Annotated in this window: 29 protein-coding genes; 12 read left to right on the top strand and 17 right to left on the bottom strand. The window is 29.9% G+C overall.

The window, feature by feature from the left end:
- Position 1: 1 nt before the first annotated feature.
- From lpoB to E2O22_RS03165, 3 genes are read left to right on the top strand one after another with little or no spacing between them, the layout of a single operon-like run.
- Positions 2-622: a penicillin-binding protein activator LpoB gene (gene lpoB, locus E2O22_RS03175; RefSeq protein ID WP_133319180.1), complete on the top strand. Its 621-nt coding sequence runs from the start codon at positions 2-4 to the stop codon at positions 620-622.
- Positions 616-1,491 carry a CsgG/HfaB family protein gene (locus E2O22_RS03170; protein WP_243705634.1) on the top strand — a complete coding sequence of 292 codons (876 nt, stop codon included), beginning with the start codon at positions 616-618 and terminating at the stop codon, positions 1,489-1,491. Before lpoB ends, E2O22_RS03170 begins: the two co-directional genes overlap by 7 nt.
- A gap of 1 nt (position 1,492) precedes the next feature.
- Positions 1,493-2,170: a class I SAM-dependent methyltransferase gene (locus tag E2O22_RS03165; protein ID WP_243705633.1), complete on the top strand. Its 678-nt coding sequence runs from the start codon at positions 1,493-1,495 to the stop codon at positions 2,168-2,170.
- Here E2O22_RS03165 and E2O22_RS03160 read toward each other — a convergent pair.
- Both E2O22_RS03160 and mutY read right to left on the bottom strand, forming a co-directional pair.
- Positions 2,160-3,011 (bottom strand): radical SAM/SPASM domain-containing protein, encoded by an 852-nt coding sequence (locus tag E2O22_RS03160; RefSeq protein ID WP_133319179.1) that lies wholly within the window; start codon positions 3,009-3,011, stop codon positions 2,160-2,162. The genes E2O22_RS03165 and E2O22_RS03160 overlap by 11 nt on opposite strands.
- Positions 3,001-4,029, bottom strand: coding sequence for an A/G-specific adenine glycosylase (gene mutY, locus E2O22_RS03155; RefSeq protein WP_133319178.1), 1,029 nt, complete (start codon positions 4,027-4,029; stop codon positions 3,001-3,003). Before mutY ends, E2O22_RS03160 begins: the two co-directional genes overlap by 11 nt.
- Before the next feature lie 89 nt (positions 4,030-4,118).
- Between mutY and E2O22_RS03150 the strand changes: the two genes are divergently transcribed.
- From E2O22_RS03150 to E2O22_RS03125, 6 genes are all read left to right on the top strand, one after another.
- Positions 4,119-4,871, top strand: coding sequence for an SIMPL domain-containing protein (locus E2O22_RS03150; RefSeq protein WP_133319177.1), 753 nt, complete (start codon positions 4,119-4,121; stop codon positions 4,869-4,871).
- Positions 4,872-4,933: 62 nt separating this feature from the next.
- Positions 4,934-5,359: a DUF1104 domain-containing protein gene (locus tag E2O22_RS03145; protein ID WP_133319176.1), complete on the top strand. Its 426-nt coding sequence runs from the start codon at positions 4,934-4,936 to the stop codon at positions 5,357-5,359.
- Position 5,360: 1 nt separating this feature from the next.
- The gene (locus tag E2O22_RS03140; protein ID WP_133319175.1) at positions 5,361-6,047 is read left to right on the top strand and encodes a response regulator transcription factor; all 687 of its coding nucleotides are present in this window, start codon (positions 5,361-5,363) and stop codon (positions 6,045-6,047) included.
- Positions 6,037-7,344: a sensor histidine kinase gene (locus E2O22_RS03135; RefSeq protein ID WP_133319174.1), complete on the top strand. Its 1,308-nt coding sequence runs from the start codon at positions 6,037-6,039 to the stop codon at positions 7,342-7,344. The genes E2O22_RS03140 and E2O22_RS03135 overlap by 11 nt, the downstream gene beginning before the upstream one ends.
- 8 nt (positions 7,345-7,352) lie before the next feature.
- Positions 7,353-8,042 (top strand): uracil-DNA glycosylase, encoded by a 690-nt coding sequence (gene ung, locus E2O22_RS03130; RefSeq protein WP_133319173.1) that lies wholly within the window; start codon positions 7,353-7,355, stop codon positions 8,040-8,042.
- A gap of 49 nt (positions 8,043-8,091) precedes the next feature.
- Positions 8,092-8,346 carry a TFIIB-type zinc ribbon-containing protein gene (locus E2O22_RS03125; protein ID WP_133319172.1) on the top strand — a complete coding sequence of 85 codons (255 nt, stop codon included), beginning with the start codon at positions 8,092-8,094 and terminating at the stop codon, positions 8,344-8,346.
- A gap of 20 nt (positions 8,347-8,366) precedes the next feature.
- On the opposite strand, the gene E2O22_RS03120 is transcribed toward E2O22_RS03125, so the two are convergent.
- Together E2O22_RS03120 and E2O22_RS03115 are read right to left on the bottom strand one after the other, a co-directional pair.
- Positions 8,367-9,203 (bottom strand): NHL repeat-containing protein, encoded by an 837-nt coding sequence (locus tag E2O22_RS03120; protein WP_133319171.1) that lies wholly within the window; start codon positions 9,201-9,203, stop codon positions 8,367-8,369.
- A 66-nt stretch (positions 9,204-9,269) separates the two neighbouring features.
- On the bottom strand, positions 9,270-10,151 hold the full coding sequence (locus tag E2O22_RS03115; RefSeq protein ID WP_133319170.1) for a helix-turn-helix domain-containing protein: 882 nt from the start codon (positions 10,149-10,151) through the stop codon (positions 9,270-9,272).
- 109 nt (positions 10,152-10,260) lie between these two features.
- Here E2O22_RS03115 and E2O22_RS03110 point away from each other — a divergent pair, with 109 nt between their 5' ends.
- Positions 10,261-10,800, top strand: a complete 540-nt coding sequence (locus E2O22_RS03110) for a superoxide dismutase family protein (protein ID WP_133319169.1) — start codon at positions 10,261-10,263, stop codon at positions 10,798-10,800.
- Positions 10,801-10,828: 28 nt separating this feature from the next.
- Here E2O22_RS03110 and E2O22_RS03105 read toward each other — a convergent pair whose 3' ends face one another.
- The 12 genes from E2O22_RS03105 to E2O22_RS03050 are packed head-to-tail and all read right to left on the bottom strand — an operon-like array spanning position 10,829 to position 20,830.
- Complete coding sequence (locus E2O22_RS03105) at positions 10,829-11,350, bottom strand: flagellar FLiS export co-chaperone (protein WP_133319168.1); 522 nt, start codon at positions 11,348-11,350, stop codon at positions 10,829-10,831.
- Positions 11,351-11,392: 42 nt separating this feature from the next.
- Positions 11,393-11,983 carry an ABC-type transport auxiliary lipoprotein family protein gene (locus E2O22_RS03100; RefSeq protein ID WP_133319167.1) on the bottom strand — a complete coding sequence of 197 codons (591 nt, stop codon included), beginning with the start codon at positions 11,981-11,983 and terminating at the stop codon, positions 11,393-11,395.
- Between the two features lies 1 nt (position 11,984).
- Entirely contained in the window at positions 11,985-12,812 is an 828-nt protein-coding gene (locus tag E2O22_RS03095; RefSeq protein ID WP_133319166.1) for an MlaD family protein, read from the bottom strand.
- Entirely contained in the window at positions 12,812-13,534 is a 723-nt protein-coding gene (locus E2O22_RS03090; protein ID WP_133319165.1) for an ABC transporter ATP-binding protein, read from the bottom strand. Before E2O22_RS03090 ends, E2O22_RS03095 begins: the two co-directional genes overlap by 1 nt.
- Positions 13,531-14,631, bottom strand: a complete 1,101-nt coding sequence (locus E2O22_RS03085; protein ID WP_375154869.1) for an MlaE family lipid ABC transporter permease subunit — start codon at positions 14,629-14,631, stop codon at positions 13,531-13,533. The genes E2O22_RS03090 and E2O22_RS03085 overlap by 4 nt, the downstream gene beginning before the upstream one ends.
- Before the next feature lies 1 nt (position 14,632).
- A complete protein-coding gene (gene tkt / locus E2O22_RS03080; RefSeq protein ID WP_133319163.1) occupies positions 14,633-16,537 on the bottom strand; it encodes a transketolase in 1,905 nt (634 codons plus the stop codon).
- A 3-nt stretch (positions 16,538-16,540) separates the two neighbouring features.
- Positions 16,541-17,386: a polyprenyl synthetase family protein gene (locus E2O22_RS03075; RefSeq protein WP_165955266.1), complete on the bottom strand. Its 846-nt coding sequence runs from the start codon at positions 17,384-17,386 to the stop codon at positions 16,541-16,543.
- Positions 17,386-18,465 (bottom strand): PDZ domain-containing protein, encoded by a 1,080-nt coding sequence (locus E2O22_RS03070; protein WP_133319161.1) that lies wholly within the window; start codon positions 18,463-18,465, stop codon positions 17,386-17,388. The genes E2O22_RS03075 and E2O22_RS03070 overlap by 1 nt, the downstream gene beginning before the upstream one ends.
- Positions 18,462-18,767, bottom strand: a complete 306-nt coding sequence (locus tag E2O22_RS03065) for a YbaB/EbfC family nucleoid-associated protein (protein WP_039667857.1) — start codon at positions 18,765-18,767, stop codon at positions 18,462-18,464. Before E2O22_RS03065 ends, E2O22_RS03070 begins: the two co-directional genes overlap by 4 nt.
- On the bottom strand, positions 18,768-20,051 hold the full coding sequence (locus tag E2O22_RS03060) for a UDP-N-acetylmuramoyl-L-alanyl-D-glutamate--2,6-diaminopimelate ligase (protein WP_133319160.1): 1,284 nt from the start codon (positions 20,049-20,051) through the stop codon (positions 18,768-18,770).
- Complete coding sequence (locus tag E2O22_RS03055) at positions 20,035-20,574, bottom strand: histidine kinase (RefSeq protein ID WP_133319159.1); 540 nt, start codon at positions 20,572-20,574, stop codon at positions 20,035-20,037. Before E2O22_RS03055 ends, E2O22_RS03060 begins: the two co-directional genes overlap by 17 nt.
- Entirely contained in the window at positions 20,561-20,830 is a 270-nt protein-coding gene (locus E2O22_RS03050) for a NifU family protein (protein ID WP_039619526.1), read from the bottom strand. The genes E2O22_RS03055 and E2O22_RS03050 overlap by 14 nt, the downstream gene beginning before the upstream one ends.
- Positions 20,831-20,952: 122 nt before the next feature.
- On the opposite strand from E2O22_RS03050, the gene E2O22_RS03045 reads away from it, so the two are divergent.
- Positions 20,953-22,194 carry a multidrug effflux MFS transporter gene (locus tag E2O22_RS03045; protein ID WP_133319158.1) on the top strand — a complete coding sequence of 414 codons (1,242 nt, stop codon included), beginning with the start codon at positions 20,953-20,955 and terminating at the stop codon, positions 22,192-22,194.
- Between the two features lie 133 nt (positions 22,195-22,327).
- Positions 22,328-22,909, top strand: coding sequence for an ATPase (locus E2O22_RS03040; protein WP_133319157.1), 582 nt, complete (start codon positions 22,328-22,330; stop codon positions 22,907-22,909).
- 167 nt (positions 22,910-23,076) lie between these two features.
- Here the strand turns inward: E2O22_RS03040 and flgE are convergent, their stop codons facing one another.
- A complete protein-coding gene (gene flgE / locus E2O22_RS03035; RefSeq protein ID WP_133319156.1) occupies positions 23,077-25,455 on the bottom strand; it encodes a flagellar hook protein FlgE in 2,379 nt (792 codons plus the stop codon).
- Between the last annotated feature and the right edge of the window lie 137 nt (positions 25,456-25,592).

Genomic DNA, 25,592 nt, shown 5'->3' with positions numbered 1-25,592 from the left:
AATGAAAAAAAGTTTATTTTTTATGGTTTTTGCGCTTTTGATTTTCAGCGCTTGTTCTTCACAACCAAAATATACTGATGGTAAAGCTTCGCAAAAAGTTCAAGGAAACGCACTTACTTTAGGACTTGATAGAGAAGATTTTGAAAAAACTGCTGAAGATATGATACAAAGCTTGCTTAGTGATCCTGCTTTTGCAAATTTAAATAGCTCTAATAGAAAAGTTATTGCCATAGGAAAAATCATCAATGACACCCCGCAAAGAATAGACACAGATAAACTCACTTCAAAAATTACTATAGCATTAAGAAAATCTGGTAAATTTATATTAACAACCGCTGTAGCAGCAGGTGGAGCAAAAGATAGTTTATCTCATGATGTAAGAGATTTAAGAGACAATGAAGAATTTAATCAAAATTCCATAGCTAAAAAAGGCACACTTTTGGCCCCAAATTTCTCACTTTCTGGTAAAATCAGACAAGATACCGTTAAACTTTATAATGGCAAAATCCAAACTGAATATTTTTTCCATTTAATTCTTACAGATTTAACTAGCGGTTTAGCTTTTTGGGAAGATGAAAAAACTATTGATAAAACAGGTAAAAGCAAGAGTGTAACATGGTAAAAAAACTACTAATTCTTTTTTTCGCTCTTGTTTATTTTTGTCAAGCACAAAGCGCTTTAAACAAAGAAAGTTATGGTGAGGGTTTTGGAAATACAAGAAGTGAAGCAATAAAAAATGCTATCAATGAAGCTCTTGGGAAAATGGAGGGTTTAAAACAAGTTAAGCTTAAAAAATTCGAATTTAGCTTTAATGGAAATTTCAATATAGGTTATGATGAAGAAATAGACTTAGTTAGCAATGGAGTTTTTAATAGCTATGATATTAAATCTTTAACTCAAACAAATCAAAATGAATTCCATGCAAAAGTTGTGATTTACAAAAAACTTTATAGTGAAAAAAATCTTGAAGATAAAAGTTCGCTAATTATCATCAATAAAGTTAAAGATGAACTTTCGGCTAAATTTGAACAAGAGCTTTTAAGCGTTTTGCTCCAAAGTAAAAAATTTAGAATTTTAGATAGAGCAAATCTTGATCTTTATAATCAAGAAAAATCTTTACTTATAAAAAATGCAAGCGATGATGAACTTGTTAAGCTTTATAATGTTTTAGGGGCTGATTTTTTACTTATTTTAAACCCTAAAATAACACAAACACAAAATGAAATTAACACTCAAACTTATAATATTAACATTGATTATCGTTTGATAGAATTTGCTACAACTCAAATCAAAGCTTCCAATACCTTAGAATTTAAAATGAGTTCTACAAGCAAATCAAGCAAACAAAAAGCCCTTAGAGGTATAGCTACAAAAATTACCGAAGATATTTTTAAACATTCTAAAGACAATGACAAAGAAGAAGAAATAGAACATGGTTTAGACGCAAACTATCAAATCAACAATGAAGGTGGAGTTAATTTAGGTTTTTAAAATGCAAAAAGCATGGGATATTAATGCAAAATTTTGGGACACACAAATGGGAGATGATTCTAATGAATTTCATAAAAAAGTTGTGCGTCCTAAAGTTGAAGAATTGCTAAACATACAAGATGATGATTATATTCTAGATATTGCTTGTGGAAATGGAAATTTTTCCGCTTATATGTGCAAAAAATACAACATAAATGTTTATGCTTTTGATTATAGTGATCAAATGATAAAATTAGCAAAACAAAGATGGAAAAATTTTCTACATAAAATTCACTTTCAAATCATAGACGCTAACGATGAATTGACTTTGCAAAATTTAGCTAAAAAACACACCTTTAGCAAAGCTGTTTCAAATATGGCTATCATGGATATGGAAAATATCCAGCCCTTATTTAAAAGTCTTTATTTTCTACTAAAAGAAAATGGAATTTTTGTTTTTGCTACTCAACATCCTTGTTTTGTAACATTAACTAAAAAATATCTTAGTCCGCATAATTATCTTGGGTATGCATTTGAAAAACAACCTGTAAAACATCACTACTACCACCGTTCTTTAGAAGAAATTTTCAACACTTGTTTTAAAAATGGTTTTATCATGGATGGATTTTTTGAAGAACCTTTTTTAGATGAAGAATTTCCTGAAATCATAATTGTCCGAGCAAGGAAAATCAGTTTTTAAATTGCAAAAACTCACACCTTTTGCAAAGATCCGCTTTTAAAATTCCTTGCTTGAAGCCTTCTTTTAATTCTATATATAAAGACGAATTTAAAAGCTCGCTAAAATCTTTTTCAAAACAATTTCCAAGTTTTATATCCCCTTTAGTATCCAAACAACAAGGCACTAAAGTTCCATCGCTTAAAATAGCAATTTGTCCATTTAAAGCATGACAACACCCATTCTCCCTAATAACCCCATCTTTCAAAGAAGGCCATTTAAAAAGCCTAGCTTGGTGTAATATAACATGCCTTTCTAGGCGATTTTTAGCTTTTTGCTTTTGAATTTTTACTTTAAAATTTTGCTCTAAAAAATCATAAATTTTCTCATTTTCTAAAGGTGGGTTGAAATTTTTATCTAAATTCCAAAGTCTTAAATTGATAAAAGAATTGTTTTTATTTTCCAAGTGCAAAAAAATAAGTTTTAAAACAGGCTCAAAGTATTCTTTTAAACTCATTCTACTTTGAGATAAAAAAGCACCCAAAGAAATATTGATTTGTCGTATGTTTTTAGAATCTAAAACAAGTTTTATTTTCTCATCATCAAAATAAAACCCACTTGTAGTAAGTTCTATTTGCATATTAAATTTAAAAGCTATTTTTAGATACTCTTTTAAATTTAAAACCCTTAAAGGATCTCCAAGCACATGAAAAGTAAAAAGCTTGGCATGACTATGCACACTTTTGCAAATTTTTTCAAAATTTTCAAGGCTCATTTGTTTTCTTTGCGCTTTTTGGCTAGGACAAAAATCACATTTTAATCCACAAATATCACTTAATTCTATATAAATTTTCTCAAAATGCATAATCACTCTTTTTAAAAAGCTCAAACGCCTTTAGGGTAAGTTTTGAAAGTGCAATATGTTCCAATTCTTTATAAGAAAATGCTTTTGCTTTTAAATCTTCAAAATCATCATCTTTTAAAAAATACACCTTGGCATTAATTTTATATTTGGTGTAAGAGTGTTTAAATTCACCTATGAATTTTGCATTTTTTTCTTTATTGTATTCTAAAAAATTATACATATTAAAATATAGCTTTTCTTTGCTTTTGATAAGCAAAAACTGCTCATTTTTTTGCACTATGAGTATATTTAAAATAATATTTTCATATTGAGTTTTTTTAGATACATGAAATTTTTCATATTCATTTTTTCCACTACAAAAACTCTCTATGGGGCAAAGCTTGCATTTTGCATTTTTAGGTAAACAAATCAAAGCCCCTATATCCAACAAAGCTTGATTATGATCAAATGCATTATCATAGTTTAAAAACTCTTTTGCTTTTTGCGTTAAAAGTTTAGAGTTTGGATTTTGCAAACTATAAAATCTACTCAAAACTCTTTTAATATTTGCATCCACAAAAGCTTTAGCTTGTAAAAAACCAAAACAAGCTATAGCACCAGCTGTATATTCTCCAATACCAGGAAGTTTTTGAAGCTCTTTAATGTCAAATGGTAATTTTGCATTAAATTCTTGCACACAAATTTTTGCACATTTATGTATATTCCTAGCTCTAGTATAATACCCAAGTCCTTGCCAAGCTTTTAAAACCTCATCTTCGCTTGCCATAGAAAGCGCTTCTAAAGAAGGAAATTTAGCTAAAAACTGAAAATAATAATTTTGCAAAACACTCTTTACTTGAGTTTGTTGTAACATAATCTCGCTAATATAAACAGCATAAGCATTGTCAATATTTTTTAGCTTTTTTAAATCATCCTCGCTACCATATTTTCTATATTCTTTATGCAAAATACGCCAAGGAAGGTTTTTTCTACCATTCTCGTTATACCATTTTAAAATACTTTCATGAATTTTTCGCATTAAAACTTTCTTTGTTTTTAAAAATTATACAATCTATTCTTAAAAGCTTTATGTTAAAATTAAAAAAATATTTTTAAAAAGGAGTAAAAATGAAAAGTTTTTTAAAAGGTTTAGGATTAGGATTACTTTGTTTGGTATTGTTTGTACTAGGAGTAGTTTTTAATACTGAATTTTTAGGTTTAAAAAATCATAATAAACAAAATGTAGAATTTTCAAGAAATATAGAAGTATCAAATGAAATCATGCCAAATGTTTTTAATGCTGTTTTAAATTTTAGTGCGAGCGAAGAACTTAGTAAAAAAACTATCATCTCTAGTGATGAAAAAAATCATATTGCTAAAACTTTCAAAGAAATTTCAGATCGTATTGCCAAAGAAGACTATTGTAAAGGTGGAAGTTATACTTTAGAGCCAAGTTATAATTATTATCAAGGAGTAAAAACACTTAATGGGTATAGATTGTATTCTAATTTCACTTGTCAAATCCCACAAAATAAAAATAAAGACTATGAAAATCTTATAAAAGATATAGAAAATATCAGCAATACTAATACTTTAATTTCTTTTAATACTAAAGCCTTGCAAGCAGGATTTGACGAAGCAACATTAGAAGCAAACAAAGAAGATTTATACGATCTTGCGTTTAAAAAAGCTTTTGAAAAAGCTCAATATTATTCTAAAACTTTAACAAAAACTTGCATAGTAAAAAATGTTCATTTTGATAGTTGTAATATCAAATACAATTCTCCAAGTTTAGCAGCTAGTGCAGATAGTGTAGTGCTTCCTGTTATTAAAAATGAAAAGCAAAGCTTAAAAGCTAATGTGCTTTTTGTTTGTCAATAAATTTTATTTTGGCTTTATCTTGGGTTTTTATAATTTCTCATCATTAATTTAAAGGAGAAAAAATGAAAAAAATTATAGGTTTATTTATTATGGGTTCTTTAGCAGCCTCTTTAGCATTTAGTGCTGATTTTTCCAAAAAAAGCAATGATGAAATTTTAAATCTTGCAAAAAGCGTAAAAGCACAAGATCAAGCTGACTTAATTATAGAAATGAAAAAGAGAATGAATGAGATGAAATACAAAGACGCAAAAGTTTTTCATCAACAATTTAAAAGTAACTTACGCGAAAACATCTCTAAACTTTCTCCTCAAGAAAGAAGTCAAAGAAAGGCTATCGTTCAAGAAGATATGCAAAAACTAACCGATGAAATGAGTGGCAAAGAAATACGAGATTTAAATTTACATCATTATAACAAAAATGAACACAAAACCCATAAAATGAATCATCAAGGGCATGGTGCAAATCATGGAAATTGCTCAATGAGATAAAATGGCAGCAAAAATTCTACTCTTAGAAGATGATTTAAGCTTAAATGAAATCATCAATGAAGCCTTAAGCGATGAAGGTTTTAAAGTCTCTTGTGTATATGATGCACAAGAGGCATTAGAAAAAGCTTATGAAGAAAATTTTGATCTTTGGATTTTTGATGTTAAAGTTCCAAAAGGCAATGGTTTTGAAGTATTAAAGGAATTAAGAGAAAGTGCTAAAAACACTCCTGCTATATTTTTAACTTCTTTATCCATGCTTGATGATGTAAAACAAGGATTTTTATCAGGTTGTGATGATTATATTAAAAAGCCTTTTGATGTTGATGAGTTAATTATCCGTGTAAAAAATATCATTAAAAGAAATTTTAGTCATCAAAAAGAAGACTTAATCTTACTTAGCTCTTCAAAAAATATTTCTTTTGATCCTATCAATAAAACCCTTTATCAAAATAAAGAAATTATCAACCTAACTAATAAAGAAAAAGAACTCCTAGCTTTACTTTTAAAAAAACGCCCTCATTTTGTAAATATAGAAACTATTTTTGACGAAATTTGGAGTTTAGATGAAGAGCCTGTGATTATGAGCCTTAGAGTGTATATCAAAAATTTAAGAAAAATTCTTGGTAAAGACCTTATCATCAATCAAAGAAATATAGGCTATGCCATTAGGCTAGAAAATGAAAAGTGAAAACTTTAATAATACCATTTTTAAAATTCTAGCCCTTTATATCATCACAAGTGGCATATTTTTAACGATTTTTTTTATTACTTTTTATCAAAAAGAAGCAAATTATATACGATTAAATCAAATCACACACTCATACACTCACTATAATTATATTTTACAAAATATCATTGAAGCAAGACACGATAAAAATTTATTAAACGAAGATGATTTTTCTTATATTTCTAAAAAAATAAATACTCAATTTGCTATTGTTGCAAACAATCAAATCATTTTTAGTAATTTAACTTTTGATGCTTTAAAAATATTAACACAGCTTAAAGAAAACAACTTTATTTACAACGAAAACAAAAGATTATTCATAGATTTTTCAAGGATTAGAAATCTTAATACTTATATAGATACGAGTAATTTAAGAAAGCCAAAACACCATTCTCATTTTTTGAGACATAAAAATATCCATATCATTATAGAAACGGAAGATCTTGGCTTTAAAAAAGAACAATACCGCAAAGATAACTACAATAATTTAGATATTAACGATTATGCTAATGAACTTTGGAAACTAAAATTAAAAACTATTTTTTATACACTTATATGTATTTTACTACTTGCTATAATTGCTTATATACTCATCTTGCTTGTTTTTAAAAATATCAAAGAACAATTTAAAACACTCAATGATTTTATTAAAGATACCACACATGAAATTAACACGCCTTTGAGCGTGATTTTAGCTAGTATTAAAAAATTTGATGATACAAATTTAAATCCAAATAACACTAAAAAACTAAATCATATCAAACTAGCAAGTAAAAATTTAAATCATATCTATCAAAACCTCATAGCCTTAAATTTTTTCTTACAAAAAGAAAATACAAAAGAAGATATAAATTTAAAAGAGCTTTTAGAACAAAGATTAGAATATTTTGACACTTTAATCTCTCAAAAAAATCTCATCATTGAAAAAGAGCTTTTAGAGCAAAATTTCTATGCAAATAAAGAAGAAATGCAAATTTTACTTGACAATCTTTTAAGCAATGCCATAAAATACACCAATACTAATAAAAAAATCTTTATTTGTTTAAAAGAAAAAACACTTAGTATTAAAGATGAAGGTCAAGGTATGAGCACTAAAGAAATTACTCAAATTTTTACACGCTACAAACGCTTTAATCAAGACCAAGGTGGTTTTGGCATAGGCTTAAATTTAGTCAAACAAATAGCCGATAAAAACAATATCAACATAAAAGTTTTGAGTAAAAAAGATAAAGGAAGTGAATTTATACTTTCTTGGTAGGGATAAAAATGGAAATTTGCTTAGAAAAAATTAAAATAGATAACGCTTGGAAAGAATTTTTAAAAGAAGAGTTTTTAAAACCTTATTTTTTAGAAATAAAAACTCATTATATCAATGCTTTAAATGAAAGAAAAACTATATATCCACCCGCGAATTTAATCTTTAATGCTTTTAATCTAACCCCTTTACAAAATTTAAAAATCATACTTTTAGGACAAGATCCTTACCACAACCCTCATCAAGCCATGGGTTTGAGCTTTAGCGTGCCAATGGGTGTTAAAATTCCCCCATCTTTGCTTAATATCTATAAAGAATTGCAAGATGATTTAAACATTCCTATAGCAAAACATGGTGATTTAAGTAAATGGGCTAAACAAGGAATTTTACTTTTAAATTCTATTTTAAGTGTAGAAGCAAATAAACCTGCCTCACATGCACATTTTGGTTGGCAAAAATTTACCGATGCGGTTATATCAAAACTTAGCAATGAAAAAGAAGGATTGATATTTTTACTTTGGGGAAATTATGCTAAAAATAAAAAAAATTTAATCAACCCTCAAAAACACTTTATCCTAGAAGCAGCACATCCTTCGCCTTTAGCGAGAAATGCTTTTTTAGGTTGCAAGCATTTTTCAAAAAGTAATGAAATTTTATCAAAACTTGGTAAAAGTCTTATTGATTGGAATTTAAACCCTTAATTTACTTAAAACTTATATACTTTCAAAAATTTTCAAAAAAAGGAATACAATGACTTGTCCAGTTTGTGTAAATACTGACTTATTGATGAGCGAAAGAAATGGAGTTGAAATTGATTATTGTCCAAAATGCCGTGGTGTTTGGCTTGATCGTGGTGAGCTTGATAAAATCATAGAAAGAAATTCTTCTCAAAGTACGCAACAACCTCAACAACAAAATTATAACCAACAAGCAAACTACCATCATAATAACGGCTATAAATACAAGAAAAAAGAAAGTTGGCTTGGGGAATTATTTGACTTTTAAGCCCAAAGGCTTAAAAGTTTTTATATTTTTACTTTAATTAAAGTATTTTCTGCCATTTTTGGCACCCATAAATACTCACCATCAAAAAACATATCTGCAGGACCTTTTATAGAAGCCAAATCAAGTTTTATTTCTTTATTATCTTTTAGAGTATAAATATATCCTTGAAGATTTTTACCCCAACTTGACACTAAAAGATTTTTATTTTTATCATACACAATGCCATCAAATTGTTCTATTTTTTTGCTTAATTCTTGAATTTTCTTTGAATTTAAATCAATACTAATGATTTTCCCGCCTGCTTTATCACTTGGATCATAACCTGCTACAAATAAAGTATTTTTATCTATTAACAATCCATTTGGGCCACCATATTTTGAATCTAAATGGATAAAGTTTTCATATTTTTTATCCTTTAAAAATACTTTGTGGATATATCCTGTACCTGTGTCACTAACTAATAATGTGTCATTATTTAACACAGCAATATCATTTAAAAATACCGCATTTTTTATAGGAAGTTTGAAAATTTCTTTTTTATTTTTTATATCAAAGCCATATAAAATATCAATATCAACCACATATAAAACATCACCTATTTTAGACATACCTTTTGGAGCATTAAGACCTTTTATAAATTCTAATTCCAAAATTTTTCCATCTTTATCTAATTTTGAAATAAAACCATCATTGTCTTTATTTAATGGAGTTAGCTCTTTTCCTACATTAGATACATAAACTGCATTTTTATCTACATATACACTTTCAGGATGTGCAAAACCTTTAAATTCTTGAACCTCTAAAGCATTTGCACTGCAAAATGCAAATAAGGCCAAAGTTAAAATACTTTTTTTCATAATTGTTACCTTTCTTAAATTTTATTAACAAATTCTAATAAAAAACCAAAATAAAATCTATCATTTTTAAGATAAAAAATATAAGTTTTTTGACTTTTGTTCTTGTTTTGGGGTAATGCCATATCTTTTTTTATATCTTGCTATAAACCAAGCAGGAGAATTAAATCCAAGTTCATAACAAATTTGAGTGATATTTTTTGTAGAAAATTCAAGTAAAAATTTAGCTCTTTCAAAACGCTTGTTATCAAGCCATTCTTTAGGAGTAATACCAAAACTTTGTTTAAAATTACGACTAAAACTTGCTATATCCATTTTACTAAATTTGGCCATAGAAGCTACACTTTCAAAGTCATTTTGACAATATGCAAACATCTTATAAAGCTCTAATTTAAAACCACTTAAAATGGCTTTTAAAAAAGCTAAAAACTCTGCATTATCTTCACTATATAATAAAGACAAAAATAATTCTTCAAATTTTAATCTAAGCAGATATTCATTTTTCTCATTAAATTCATTTATACAAGGTAAGAAAGACTCGAAAATACCTTTAGTTATCAGATTAGTTTTTAAACTAAATAAACTTTTAGCATATTTTGGAGAATCTAATTTACAAATTAATTCTTGATATTTAAAAATAAGTTCTATTAAAATACTTTCCTTAAAACACAAAATAATAGATTCATATATATTTTCATCATTTAAATAATCTCTAATAGAAAAAGAATTTTTTGTAAAAAACACAAGCTCATCTTTTTTTACATTAAACTGATTATCCATAGTATAAATACTTTTAGAACCTTTTAAAATAAATACTAAAGCATAATCTTTAAATACAACTTCTTGATTTTTATCATTTGAAAAATCTTTTTGATACCAACATAAAGAAAAAAAAGTATTTTTCAAAACATTTTGACTGATTTTTTCAAGATCTTTTGGAAAAATTAACATATATACCTTTTTATAAGTTTTTTGATTATTTATATAATACAATAAAAAATATTTTTTATTAAGAATTTATGTTACAATATAATTAATTTCAATTAAAAAAGGAGAAAAAATGAAAAAAATCATTCTAGGTTCTTTACTAGCATCAAGCTTTTTATTTGGAGCAAATTTAGAAAATTTTAATCCAAAAGCACAAAAAGATCATTTAGTTATCAAAATGGAAATTCTTGATAAAAAAGCTAATAAAGATGCAGGCGAAGTTGTAGCAGTACAAACTCCTTATGGGGTAGCATTTTATCCAAATCTTAAAGGTTTAGAAAGTGGAATTCATGGCTTTCATGTTCATGCAAATGCTGATTGTGGAGCAACTGATAAAGGTTTAGGTATGAAAGCAGGTGGACACTGGGATCCTGAAAAAACAGATGCTCACTCAAGCCCATGGGATGATAAAGGTCACAAAGGGGATTTACCACCACTTTATGTAGAAAAAGATGGTAAAGCAACTAACCCTGTATTAGCACCAAAAATCAAAACTCTTGATGAGCTTAAAAATCATGCTCTAATGATACATTTTGGAGGAGACAATCACAGCGATCATCCTGCAGCACTTGGCGGTGGCGGTGCTAGAATGGCATGTGGTGTTATAAAATAAAAATCTAAAGGCTTTTTAGCCTTTAGTGTTATTTAAAAAGCTTAGTAAAATCAAAATCACCCATAAAATCATGGCTTGATCCGCCAAAACTTTGACTAGGACTATAAGTAGCAATAGCCACTGCAAGCTCACTGAGCATAGAAGCTATTTCTTCTCTTTTATCGACTATATAAGCTTTCATACCTTCATAATCACTAGTTTCTAAAATTTTTAAAGGATTATAAATTTCAAAAGCAAATGCCTTTGAACCAACATTTACATTATAATTATTATCAAATAAAGCATTACCTAAAAATGAGCAATTATCTACTATTTTCAAACTTTCACTAGCAATTAAAACTTTATCTTGCACATCTTCATAGTTTTTATCTTCTAGAAGTTTTGAAATTTTTTTCAATGAGGAATCTAAAATTTGCAAAGCACCTATAAAGTCATTAGCATCAGTAATATCTTCACTAAATTTTTGCGTTTGATGTTTTAAATTTGCACCATCTATGCTTGAACCTACTTGTCCTAAATGTTTTTGTAAGATTTCTAATTCATCTCTCATAATACACCTTCCTTGTTATTGCTATAACAAGAAAAGCATTTTTTATTCCAAATTTTGATCTACCCAAACTCTAAAATCTTTAGCAAAAAGCAAAAAAACCTCATCATAGTTTTGGATTAAAATTTGAGGATTATTATCATTTAATTCTTTTTCATAGTAAAAGTACTTACTCGCTATAAGTTTTTTAGTGTTTATTTGCACTAAATTTAAATTAATACCAAACTTTATTTTAGAATGCAACTCATCACTAAAATCTTGCTCTAAAATATCCACTTTACTTTCTAAAACATAATCAGCACTAGCTAGACTATCTTGATTTAAAACTGCTTTAAATACCCCCAAATCTTGCAAATGAAATTCCAAAAAAGATTTTATCATTAAAGCAGGATTTTCTTTCCAAAAATGATAAGCATAGGTATTGATAGTATAATCTTTTTTATAAAAAATTTCATTAGTATAAGCTAAGCCTTTAGGTAAGGAAACTATAATAGTTGCATTTTTTTTATTTTGACTTTGCTCTAGCTTTTCTAAATTAATACTAAAATATTTATTTGCAGGCAAAGTTTGACTTGGATTAATCAAAGAGCAAGCACTAAAAAAAATAGCTATTAAACTAATATATAAATATCTCATTTTATTCTCCTGGAGCATATTGAGTAGCCTTATCTTTATAAATTATATCTGAAGGATTTTGCTTTAAAATATTTAGTAATTGCGTAAAATCTAAAAACAAAACTCTTAAAATATCTAAATTTTCATTTAAGAGCATTCTACTTTTATTAAGCTCATTAAGTTGACCATTAGCATTGTTTAAAAAATTTGAAAATTCATCTGCACTTTTGCCAAGTTTAGAGCTTGTTTTATTTAAATTTGCTAAGAATGCTGGTACATTAGCATTTAAATGTGCAGAAAATTCTGATGAATTTTGCAAAATTTGCTCTATGTTTTTTAAATTTTTATCACTTAAGAGTTTTTCTAATTTTATTTTTGAACTTGTGATTAGTTCTAATAAATTTGAAGTTTGCTTATCTATGCTTGCAAAAAAACTTTCTTTTGATTTTATAATAGGATAAACATCATCACCTGCTCTCAAAACACTAGCTTCCTCACTACCTCCTGCAAGCTGAATAAATTTAAATCCTGTTATGCCTTGAATTTGCAAACTTGCATAAGTATCTGTTTTAACAACCAAACTAGAATCAAGCTTAACTAAAATTTTTACTCTTAGTTGCTTACTTGAGCTATCTATACTGATGTTTTCAACACTTCCAACATCTACTCCTAAAAATTTAACTGGAGCTTTTACACTAAGTCCTGCAACTGATTCTTCCATATAAATTTCATAATATTTGAATGATTTTTCATCTTTTAAATTTCCATACCACACTATAAAAAACAAACTAATAAAAAATAACACACAAACAAAAATTCCAATCAAAATATAATTTGCTTTGTTTTCCATTATTGCATAAACCTCTCATAAAGTCTTGGATTTTGCTCTTGCAAAGCCTCGACATTTCCCAAAAAACCAACTTTTTTATTCTCTATAACCAAAAAGCGATTTAATACATTTTTCATACTCTCTTTATCATGAGTAATTAAGACTACACATAATTTAAAGCTTTGTTTTAAACTCAAAAGTAACTCATCAAATTCTCTTGAGCTATAAGGATCAAGCCCTGAAGTTGGCTCATCTAAAAAAAGTAATTTAGAATCAAGTGCCAAAGCTCTAGCTATGGCCACTCTTTTTTTCATACCCCCACTTAACTCACTAGGATAAAGCTTTGCCACGCTCTCATCAAGCCCTACCATCTTAAGCTTCATCATAGCTATTTCTTTAATGTCGTTTTTGCTAAGTTTTGTGTATTCAACCAAAGGTATGCTAATGTTTTCAAGTATATTAAAAAAGCTAAATAATGCTCCATATTGAAAAACAACACCCCATTGTTTTTGCAAAAACAAAGCATCTTCATCGCTTATATTTTTTAATCTCTTACCTAAAATTTCATACTCTCCCTTATCAAAATGCTCAAGCATTAACATTTGTCTTAAAAGCACAGATTTACCACTACCACTACCACCTAAAATGCCAAAAATTTCATTATCTTGCACTTCAAAACTAATATCTTCATGCACACATTTACTTCCAAAATAAGTGCTGATATTTTTAGCCTTTATAATCAAAATCCAGCCTTTGTCAAAAATACAGAGAAAATCGCATCAAAAGCTATTACCCAAAAAATAGCATTTACCACACTTTTTGTCGTATAAACACCTATGCTTTCGGTAGTTTTTTGTACAAAAAATCCTCTAAAACAAGCAATAGAAGCAATCAAAAATCCAAAAATAGGTGCTTTTATAAGTCCTATGATAATATGTTTTAACTCCACTGCTTCTTTAAAACGACTCATAAACTCACTCGCACTAATTTCTAAACTAAACCAAGCAACTACAATTCCACCTATAATACTTAAAATATCAGCTACTATTACTACCAAAGGCATAGCAAGTGCTAAAGCCAAAACTCTAGGTAAAATGATAAATTCACTTTCTTTAAAACCCATAGTTTTCATCGCATCAATTTCATCAGTAAGTTTCATTACTCCAATTTGAGCTGTATAAGAACTTGCACTCCTGCCTGCAATAACAATAGCACTAATTAATGGTGCAAGCTCTCTAGTGGCAGAAATTCCCATTAAATCAACAATATAAATATTAGCTCCAAATTGTGCAAGTTGATACGCAGCTTGATAAGCAAGCACTACACCCACAAGCAATGAAGTTAGCATAATAATAGGTAAAGCATTAATAGCGCTATTTTCTACATGATATAAAAATGCCTTAAAGCGAAGTTTTTTAGGGTTTAAAAGTGTTTTAAAACAAGTATAAATAATAAGTCCTATGAAATTTAAAAACTGCACTAAAATTGTAAAAGAATTTGCAACTTTCTTTCCTAAATTTTCAAAAAAATCTTTGATTGTTTTTTTATCTTCATAAGAATCACAAAAGCTTTTATAGTGTTTTTGACAAAGTTCAAAAAGCTTAGCATGCTCGCTTTTAAGATTTATCCTACTAAACTCAAAACCTTTTTGCTTAAATTCATTTTCTAAAGCTAGAAAATACCTAATCCCAGCAGTATCTATAAAATCTAAATTTGCAAAATCAAAAATAATATTTTTTTGAGTAGGAAAATCTAATTTTTCCAATTTTCCTACGCTTGTTTTATCCCATATACCAAAGACGCTAAAAATACATTCTTGATTTTTAACATCTTTGATTATTTTATTTTTCATTACATAGACTTAAAATATATGAGCTTAATTTCTCCTCACTAAATCCAAAATGCTCAAATACATCTTTATCTTTACCACTCTCACCAAAACTTTCTATACCATAAAGCTCATCACAAATTCTATAAAGCTCGTTTGAATTTGCAGCTTCAACACCTATAACCTTACCTTGTAAAATTCTTTCTTTATAAGATTTTTCTTGAGCGATGAATAACTCATAACAAGGCATAGAAACCACATTAGCAATCACACCTTTTTCTTTTAAAATCTTAGCTGTTTTTACACATAATGACACTTCACTACCACTTGCTAAAAGTGTAAATTGCGCATTTGCGTTTTCTTCTAATAAATAAGCCCCATTTTCCACATCTCCAAAAACAGGCTCGCTTAAAGCACTTAATTTTTGACGCGATAAAACAAAAACACTTGGCATATTAGTTTTAAGTGCAATCTGCCATGCTTTTACATTTTCAACCCCATCAGCTACTCTAAATGTCAATGAATTTGGCATAGCTCTAAAAGTGCTAAGCTGCTCTATAGGTTGGTGTGTTGGGCCATCTTCACCTACACCTATACTATCGTGAGTAAAGATGAAAAAGTGTTTAGCCCTCATCAAAGCTGCTATTCTTGCAGCAGGTTTTAAATACTCACTAAATATAAAAAAAGTAGCACAATAAGGCAAAAACAAACCATATCTTGCAAAAGCATTTGATATAGCAGCCATTGCATGCTCTCTTATACCATAGTGGATATTTTTTCCATTTGGAAAATCGCCCATATCTTTGAGTTCAGTTTTATTTGATGGACCTAAATCTGCACTACCACCTAAAAATCCCGGTAAGGCTTTAGCGATAGCATTTAAAATCACACCATTGCTATCTCTAGTAGCTAAATCTTGTCCTTTAAAATCAGGAAATTGTATTTTTGAAAAATCAGGCTCTAAAAGCTCTTTTAGCAATGCTTGCTTCTCTGCATTTAATTTTTGCACTTTTTGATTCCATTTAGCTTGTGCTAAATCCCCAAGTTCTATTGCCCCGCTAAAGCGAATTTTAACTTCTTCTGGGATTTCAAAAGTTTTTTGTGGATCAAAACCTAAAGCCTCTTTTGCCTTTTTTATAAGCTCTTCGCCCAAAGGCGCTCCGTGAGAATGATGACTTCCCTCAAGATCTAAAGCTCCTTTAGCTATGGTAGTATGAGCGATAATCAAACAAGGCTTTTTGCTTTCTTTAGCAGTTTTTAATGCTAAATCAATTTGCTCAAAATCATGCCCATCTATCTCAAGTACTTCAAAATTTTGCGCTCTAAAACGCTCTTTTACATTTTCATTAAAAGCAATAGCCACATCACCTTCAATTGAAATATTATTGCTATCATAAATGATGATTAAATTATCAAGATTATGCACACCTGCTAAAGAACAAGCCTCATAAGAAATTCCTTCTTGTAAATCTCCATCACCGCATAAACAATATACTTTATGATTGATAATCTCTTCGCCCAAAAGCAAACTTGCTTTTTTGGCTGCCATAGCAAAACCAACCGCATTTGCAATGCCTTGTCCTAAAGGTCCTGTGGCAATTTCAACACCTGGAGTGAAAATTTCAGGATGACCTGGGGTTTTAGAGTGTAATTGACGGAAATTTTTTAAATCTTCTAAACTTACATCATAACCGCTCAAATGTAAAAAGCTATAAAGCAAAGCACTAGCATGACCACCTGAAAAGACTAATCTATCGCGGTTTAACCATGTAGGATCTTTTGGATTATGCACTAAATGAGTACTTAAAACACTTATAATATCTGCTAAACCCATTGGAGCACCTGGGTGGCCTGAATTTGCTTTTTGCACCATATCCGCACATAAAAATCTTATAGTGTTGGCTTGTTTTTGTAACATTGTTTAACCTTTTAAATATTTATCAATCAAAATTTGAAGCTCATTAGTAAGCTTAGAGTCTAAATTTTTCATTTTTTCTTCACATAAAGCAATTTTATCATCTTTTGCCTTTTTAGCACCTTCTAAACCTAAAAGTTTAACAAAAGAATTTTTATGCAAATCATTATGAGTTGGCTTTCCTGCTTCTTGAGTATCTAAAGTCGCATCGATAATATCATCTTTGATTTGAAAAACTAATCCTATCAAAAGCCCTATTTCATAAATTTGCTCGCATTCTTTTTCATCTAACTCACAAATTTCACAACCCATTTTTAAAGCCGCTGCAATCAATCTTGCAGTTTTATGAATGTGCAAAAACTCAACTTGCTCTAAATTTAAAGGCATATCTTCAAAATAACAATCAATAGCTTGCCCGATAATCATACCGCCAAGCCCTGCATTAAAGGCTAGAGTTTCTATGAGTTTTAATCTAACATTTTCTTTTAAATCAAGCTTAGAAAGAAGTAAAAAAGCTTGAGTATTTAAAGCATCGCCCACTAAAATAGCCGTAGTTTCATCATATTTTTTGTGTAAAGTTTGCTTTCCTCTACGCAAAGAAGCATCATCCATAGCGGGTAAATCATCATGTATTAAAGAGTAAGTGTGGATAAATTCCAAAGCCAAAGCTGCATTTAAAGCCTTTTCAAACAAAGCAGGATTTTTAGTATTAACTATACCCAAAAGCAGTTGGGCTCTAAAATGCTTCCCACCAGCTTCTAACATCCATTTTAAAGCTTCATTAAAAAATGGATGAAAGCTTTGAGTTTTAGGAAAATTTTGCTCTAAATGCTGTTTGAATTTTTCTAAAATCACTTATTTAGCCTTATAAAAAAGTCAAAGTATCCTTTATTAAAATGCTCAAAGTCATTATTTTTCGCTGAAGGGATATTGCTTGCTTGTCTTGAGACTAGAATATCAAAAGTATTAGCTTGAGCTAAAACAGCTTGAAGTTCATTAAAATTGTTGATTTTTTGATTATTAATTCTTAAAATTTTATCCCCTTTTAAAAATCCAGCCATTTGTGCTTTAGAATTTGGAGTAACTTCTGTAACATTCATTTTCATATCTACGCGCAATCCTAGATTGCTATAAAAAGAACTTGGCTTAGCTTGAACCACTTTTTTAGGCTTAGCAAATACACCCAAGTCTTTATCAAAAACCATAGTGGAGATATTAACATCTTTATTATCTCTTAATACATTAAAGTATAAAGTTGCACCGCGATCAGCAAATAAAATTTTTTCATTTAGTTTTCTTAAATCATCATAAGCTTGTCCATCAACACTCACAAGCTCATCATTAAGTAAAAATTGTCCATTTTTACGCACATTTTTAACATAAATTTTGCCATCACGCATATCAAAATCCACACCTATATCACCCCAATAAGCATCAGGATATTTTGCAAAGTGTTTTAAATAACGATTACCTATAAGTTTGCCATCTTCTAAACTTATACCAAGCATTTTACAACACGGCGAGTTAAGTTCTCCGATTTTAGAAGCAAAGTCAAGTTGATCACGCTCTGTCAAACTTTGCCCAAAATACTTCAAATGTCCTATATAGCTTTTATTGCTATCTAAAATTCCCACCCAACTATTGCGTGTTAAATCTTCTTCATTTCCCATAGGTGCAGGAATTAAACTAAAATCTGTTTTTACTAAATACAAATTTAAAAAGGGATCATATTTAGTATAGCTGTTTAATTTCGCGTTTTTAGTTTTAACTACTGCTAAAGTATTTTCATTTAAAGCAAAGGCAGGTAAGCCCTCATAAATCAACATACTAGCTTTATTTTTTTCATAACAACCCAAAAAATCATTAAAAGTCGGTCTTGGCACAGCAAAAAGTGTGCAAACTACACCCAAAATACAAAGTAAAATTCTCATAGCATTCCCATTCCGCTAAATAAATTACTAGCCATTGATTTTTTATTTTGTTCTACCATTTTCATCACATCATTAATCGCTGCTATTAATAAAATTTGCATAGACTCTTTATCTTCTAACAAAGAATCATCAATGTTTATATCGATGATTTCACCTTTTCCATTAGCACTAACTTTTACTAAACCACCACCACTTTTTGCACTAAATTCTTTTTTTAAAGCTTCTTGCTCTAATTCATTTGCTTTTTCTTGAGCCTTAGTTAAAAGCTCGCCCATTTTAGAAAAATCCATATTTTCAAACATTTATTTTCCTTCTTTTAATATCTCTAATACTACTTCTTTATCGTTAAAAGGATATTTTACACCCTTGATTTCTTGATAAGTCTCATCGCCCTTACCCAAAATCACTACAAAATCATCTTTTGTTTTAAGCTCTAATGCTTTTTTGATCGCTTCTTTTCTATCACATTCTACAAAAACACTCTCATCTTTTTCTATACCATTTAAAATATCATTAATTATATCCATTGGCTCTTCTGAACGCGGATTATCACTTGTGATGATGAGTTTTTTAGCATAGTGTTTGGCAACTTTAGCCATTAACGGACGCTTAGTTTTATCTCTATCTCCCCCTGCTCCAAAAACCACAATCAAATCACGATATTTTAAAGCATCTAAAACTTTTTCTATACCATCGGGCGTATGAGCAAAATCTACAATCACATCTTTTGCAACCACTTGCATTCTACCCTCAATGCCACCAAAATTACTAATGGCCTTTTCAAGCTCTTTTAAATTTGGCTTAACAAGTTCATTTACACAAGCACTTGCAGCCAAAAGATTATAAAGATTAAAAAGCCCCACCAAAGAAGAATCAATCATAAAAGTTTCTTTACCAAAATTTACCACAGCTTCAATGCCATTTTTTAAAGCATAAGCTTTAATGTGATAATAACTTGGATTTTCCACTCCATAAGTAAAAGCACCTTTGACATTAAAATTTATAGCTTTTGCATCTTTGTTGATAAATTTCATACACTCATCGGTAAAAAAACTTTCTTTTGCCGCTTGGTAGTTTTGAAAATCCCCATGAAAATCTAAATGATCTTGAGTGATATTAGTAAAAATTTTAGCCTTAAACTCAAGCCCTTCAATGCGATTTTGCACCAAAGCATGCGAGCTTACTTCCATAATCAAAAATTCACATTTTTCCTTACTTGCTAAAGATAAAAGCTCTAAGGTTTGTAAAATAGGAGCAGTAGTTAAGCCTTTTGGAGTGATATTTTTATCATTTATAAAACTACCCCTAGTTCCCATTAAGGCACATTTATAACCTAAATCAAGCAAGATAGAGTAAATAGCGCCCGCAGTAGTTGTCTTGCCATTTGTGCCTGTAATGCCTATGATTTTAATACTTTCATCTATATTTAAAAGCTTCTTGCATTCGCCAATGCCAATAACTTTTGCTTGTTTTTCTAAAGCTTGATGAAGAAATTTTTCATTTTGAGTAGTTTTTAAGAAAAAACAATCTTTTTCGCATTCATTAGAATTATCACAAATGAAAGTATTTTCAATCTTTACTATCATAATTTAATTCCTTGATTTTCTCACTAAGCTTAATAAATCTATAATTAGAATAAAAATGCGCTGAAACATCTTCCATATAAGCTACGAGCATATCTTTATAACCATGTTCTAAAAGCTTTTCTAAAAAATCCACAAAATCTTCTTTATCGTTAATAATAAGTTTATTAGATATTATAACATTTTCTAAAGCTTGTTTAAACCCAACTTTTGCTTCGCTAAGTAAAAAATCTTGATAACTCAAGCCCTCAAAATCTTCGCTATCTTCTTCAAACTGCACACTTTGGCTAAGATTAATGAGTTTTTCTAAGTCTTTATCTACTTTAGTATTTTTATAATTTTGCATAAAAAATTCAAAAAAAACAAAAGCTTCTTCAGGGCTTTTTAAAGCCAAATCACAAATATTAATAAAAGTTAAAAGTCTCTTATTTTTACGCTTTTCATAAGCAAGAGAAAAATACATCTTAGCATTTTTAAAATCTTTTTTGTAAAAACATTCTATGGCTATTTTTTTATAATTTTGCAAATTCGCTTTCCCCACCTGCTAAATTTACTATAGTAATATCTGGATGTATATCGATTTTAAGTTGTTTTTCCAAGCCATATTTCAAAGTCGTCCCACTAGCTGGGCAGCCATGACAAGCTCCGGTTAGCTTCACATAAACTACACCATTTTTCACACCCAAAAAATCAAGCCCTCCGCCATCATTTTCTAAAATATGCATAGTTTTAGCTAGACTGGCTTTTACAGGTTCGATTAATTCCTCATCACTAAAAGGCATATTCATAATTTTTCCTTGATTATTTTTAGTTTAATTTTATCTTATTTGCCTTTAAAAAATGTAAATTATTGTTTATTTTAGACTTTTTGCTATACAATGGTAAAAAGACTTTAGGAAATTTTATGCAAAAACACACCCAAATAAAAGGTTTTGAAAAACTCAAACTCATTATCATACTAGGCTTTTTATCTGCCATAGCACCACTTTCAACTGATATGTATTTACCTGCTTTAAATGAAGTAGAAAAAAGCTTCCAAACAAATTCTTTTTACACTCAACTTTCTCTTGCAAGTTTTTTCATCGCCTTTTCTTTAGGTCAGCTTTTATATGGACCATTAAGTGATGTATATGGCAGAAAAAAACCTTTATATATAGGACTTTTTATTTTTATTTCTTCAAGTATTGCTTGTGTTTTAGTTGATTCCATTCATGCTTTTATAGCTTTGCGTTTTTTTGAAGCTTTAGGAGGTTGCGTGGGTGTAGTCGTAGCAAGAGCTATAGTAAATGATGTTTTTGAGCTTAAAGAAGCAGCAGGAGTTTATGCTTTGATGATGGTTTTTACTTCTTTAGCGCCTATGCTTTCTCCTACTTTTGGTGGAATTTTACTTGAATTTTTTTCTTGGCATAGTATATTTTTAACATTGTTTATCTTAGGTTTTATTTTATTTTTACTTGTTATTTTTGTTCTAAAAGAAAGCAATCATAACACCAAAGGAAAAAAATTCAATCACAAAGAGGTTACAAAAAGTTACAAAAAAGTTTTAAAAGATCGCCGTTTTGTAGTGTATTTGCTTTGTGGAAATTTAATATTTGCAGGTTTTTTTGCTTATTTAACCGGCTCATCTTTTGTTTTTACACGCGTTTTTGGATTAAGCGAGCAACAATACGCAGCCCTTTTTGGAGCTCATGCTCTAAGCTTTGTTATATGTGCAAATATCAATGCAAGATTAGTCCTTAGATTTTCTCCTTATTATATACTCCCTAGAGCGCTTATGGTGATTACTTTTTTAACTTTTTTACTCATTTTGGGTGCAACTTTTGAGCTAGGTTTTTGGGCTTTTGAAATTCCTTTGTGTTTTATCATAGCAAGTTTGGGTTTTATCCTGCCAAATACCACAACCTTAGCCATGGCAAGATCAAAACAAAATGCAGGCAGTGCTTCAGCACTCTTAGGTGCAGCACAATTTGCTATGGCGGGAGTAATGGCATTTTTAGTAAGTCTTTTAAATGCTAATACACCTATATTTTTATCACTTATTTTAGGAACTTGCACATTTTTATCTTTGATTTCTTATCTAAGTTTGATTAATAAAAGAAAGTTAAATAAAATCAAAAAGAAGTTAAGCGTGATTTCTCACGCTTAATTAAGCAATATTTTTGAAAAGATTCACTGACTATATCGAACCTTTTTCAAAAAACTTTATATTTATTTTCAAAACACTTATAAACAATTTATGTTAAAATTTCTCATCAATCAATAAAATAAAGGCTTTATTAATGAAAAAAATAGCTACTATTTTTGCAGGAGCCGAAGGATGTGGAAAAACTACCTTATATTATAATGAACTTGAAAAAAACAAAGACTTTGGACTTAGAATCAACATCGATGAAATCGTAAGTAGCTTTGGTGATTGGAAAAATCGAGAAGATCAATTTAGAGCTTCAAGGATAGCCATTAAAATGCGTGAAAACTATATTAAAAAAGCTTATGATTTTAACCAAGAAACCACACTTTGTGGCACTAGAATTTTATCTTTATTCAAAAAGCTACAAAAAAATTCTTACACTATAAATCTTTACTACATCGGACTAGACTCTCCAAACACAGCAAAACAAAGAGTTAAAATTCGCGTAGCTAAAGGCGGGCATGATATAAAAGAAGAACTTATAGAAAAAAGATACTACGAGTCTTTACAAAATTTTAACACCGTTGCTAAATTCTGTAACCACATTACTATTTTTGACAATACTCAAAATTATAAAAAACTCTTAGAATTTAAAAACAATAAGCTAGAAGTATTTGAAACTACCAAATGGCTAGAACCATTAATGATAAATTTTAAAAATCCAAGTTTATAAATTTTTATTTTAACTTGTCGATATGCAAATCATGCTACTCACTCCTTAAGGCAAGAAAGAAGTGAGTTAGCAATAGATTGAAGGCTTCAAGGCTATCAAGTATTACAAGGCTACCTCGATAACCTTGTAAAGCTTGATCCCAAGGTTTTTAAAACCTTGGGTTAAGATTATTGTTTTAATTGAAGCAAAGTATTTAAAAGCTGATCACTTGTGGTAATCGTTTTTGAGTTTGCTTGATAACCCCTTTGGATTACGATAAGCTCTGTTAATGCACGACTTAAATCCACATTCGACATTTCTATGGCTGAACCTTTTAAGCCCCCTCTACCGCCTTCGCCTGCATGACCTATGGTAGCTGTTCCTGAGTTTGCTGTCGCTTTATAAAGGTTATTACCCATTTCTTCAAGACCCATATTATTTGGGAAAGTAGCTAGAGCAACCTTAGCTAGAGCTAGAGTTTTACCATTTGTAAATTCTCCATAGATATAACCATTCTCATCAGTTCTTAATGCATCTGGCTTTAGATTACCCCCTGTGTAACCATCTGTTTCTTGTTTAGTAGTAGATGAGTCTTTATCATAGCTTGTTAAACCATCAAAACCACCTGTTGTTCCAAAGTCAAGTTTGATTACTTGATCAGGTTTTGAGCCGTTGTTTCCGGTAAAATTTAATACATTTGGTGTATAGCTTTGTAGTGAGCCATCATTACCAAATCTTAAATTTCCTACTACTATATTTCCCGGAGCTCCATCACCACTAAAATTAATCTCTGCAGGTTCAGGCACTGAGATGATAATAGACCACTCAGCCCCACCATCTGCTGTTTTAGTTTGTTTGGTAAATTGCACGGTTAGCTCATGTCTAGTTCCTAATGAGTCAAAGATTTCTATACTAGCAGTATGAGCTGACAAGTACATGTCTTGAGAATATTTTTCATTATTACCTGCGTTGAAATTTCCATCTAAGGCACTAAACATAGCTGTGAATTTATCATTTGTAGCGATTTTGTTTGCCTCATTAGAATAACCAGTAACTTTAAAAGTCATATCTTTTGCACCATCTTGAGCAGGATTTGTGATTTTAAATCTACCATCACTTTCTACTACTACTTTTACACCAGCATTAGCATCACCTTCTTCTCTTTGCCCATTTCCATCATAGTCTACAGCCCATCTAGCATCTCTTTGTAAAAGCTCTCTTAAATCTTCTGTAGTATGGAAAGTTCTTCTTCCTACCATATCAGGCCATGTGGCATCATCATTAGGGTCTGGGTTAGCTCCTATATCTACATTGCTTGCACTATAAATATACTCATGAGCCGTCACAACACTTATAGGTCCATTTTGTCCACCAAGAATGTTATTTCCAGGTCTCGGAGCGGCTATATTGGCTAAATCTGTACCAGAATTCACATTTTCACCAGCAGTGTTATTTTCTCCAATTGTTATATTGATATTTTTTGTTTTTGATGTAGTTCCTGTACTATTATCATTTGTAAATGTTAATCTACCATCTACTATAGAAGCTACTACACCTGTTTCTGGTGTCTTAGCATTAATAGCATTGATAAAAGTATCTCTACCTACACCTGTAGCTTGGATTCTAGTTCCATTAATAGTGATATCTAAAGTAGCAGGTGTTTGTGTACCATCAGCTTTAGTATAACCCCAAAACGTATAATTAGTATTTTGCTGAATATCTGCCTGGGTTGTAGGTAGGTCTGGATTGGTAAATGCTGTACTTTGCCACTTAGCATCAGCATAACTAACCCATATGCCTTGACCATCTCTTAGGTTTAAGCCTTCACCTTGAGCATTAAATACTACGCCCATATCCACACCTTTTTCGGTTACTTGGGCTCCACTTTTTGAAGTAGTATAAAACTCAGTATGGCCTGTGTCATTTTCATCTACAGCCGTTCCTGTATCTTCTCTTCTACCATGAGTAGAATCAAGAGCATAGATAGGACGCTTAGCAGAAGCATTCATACCTAAAGTATTACCACTATCTAAATTTGCTGTAAGGCTTACTGAAGTACTTGCTCTAGCAGGCATACTCATACCAGGTGGGATAACTATGTCTTGCACTGAAGTTGAAGAGTCAATTTGCCCTGTTTCTTGATTATAATTCCAACCTTGAACCGTGTAGCCGTTATTATCTACGAAATTTCCTACTGCGTCTGTTTTAAAGTCCCCTGCACGGGTAAAAAACTGCGTAGTGCCACCATCATTTGAAACGATGAAAAATCCATCACCATTGATAGCCATATCGGTGTTTTTGTCTGTAGTTTGGATATTACCTTGAGAGTGAATTCTAGTAGTAGAATTTACACCTGCACCAAGTCCAACTTGCATAGGGTTTTTACCACCTAGGTTGCCATCTGGAGCTGTAGCTATCTTAGAAGTTTGACTCATAAGCGTTGAGAAATCCGCACGAGAATATTTAAAACCAAATGTATTAACATTGGCTATGTTATTACCTTCTACATCCATTGCGTATTGGTGTGCTTGGAGTCCTGAAACCCCAGCCCAAAGAGATCTCATCATAATTAAATCCTTTAAAAAATATTGCTTTGTGATTACTTCACAATCTACTATTGCTTAGCCAAGACAAAGCAATAAGTGTTCCAAAAATACAAATAAAATGAAATTAAAAAGTAGAAAATAAATCAAAAATTAGATTT

It is taken from the genome of Campylobacter lari, from assembly GCF_004357905.1.
Taxonomy (GTDB): Bacteria; Campylobacterota; Campylobacteria; order Campylobacterales; family Campylobacteraceae; genus Campylobacter_D; species Campylobacter_D lari_D.
Note: the sequence above shows the minus strand (reverse complement) of the source record. Positions and strands in the feature narration are given on the sequence as shown.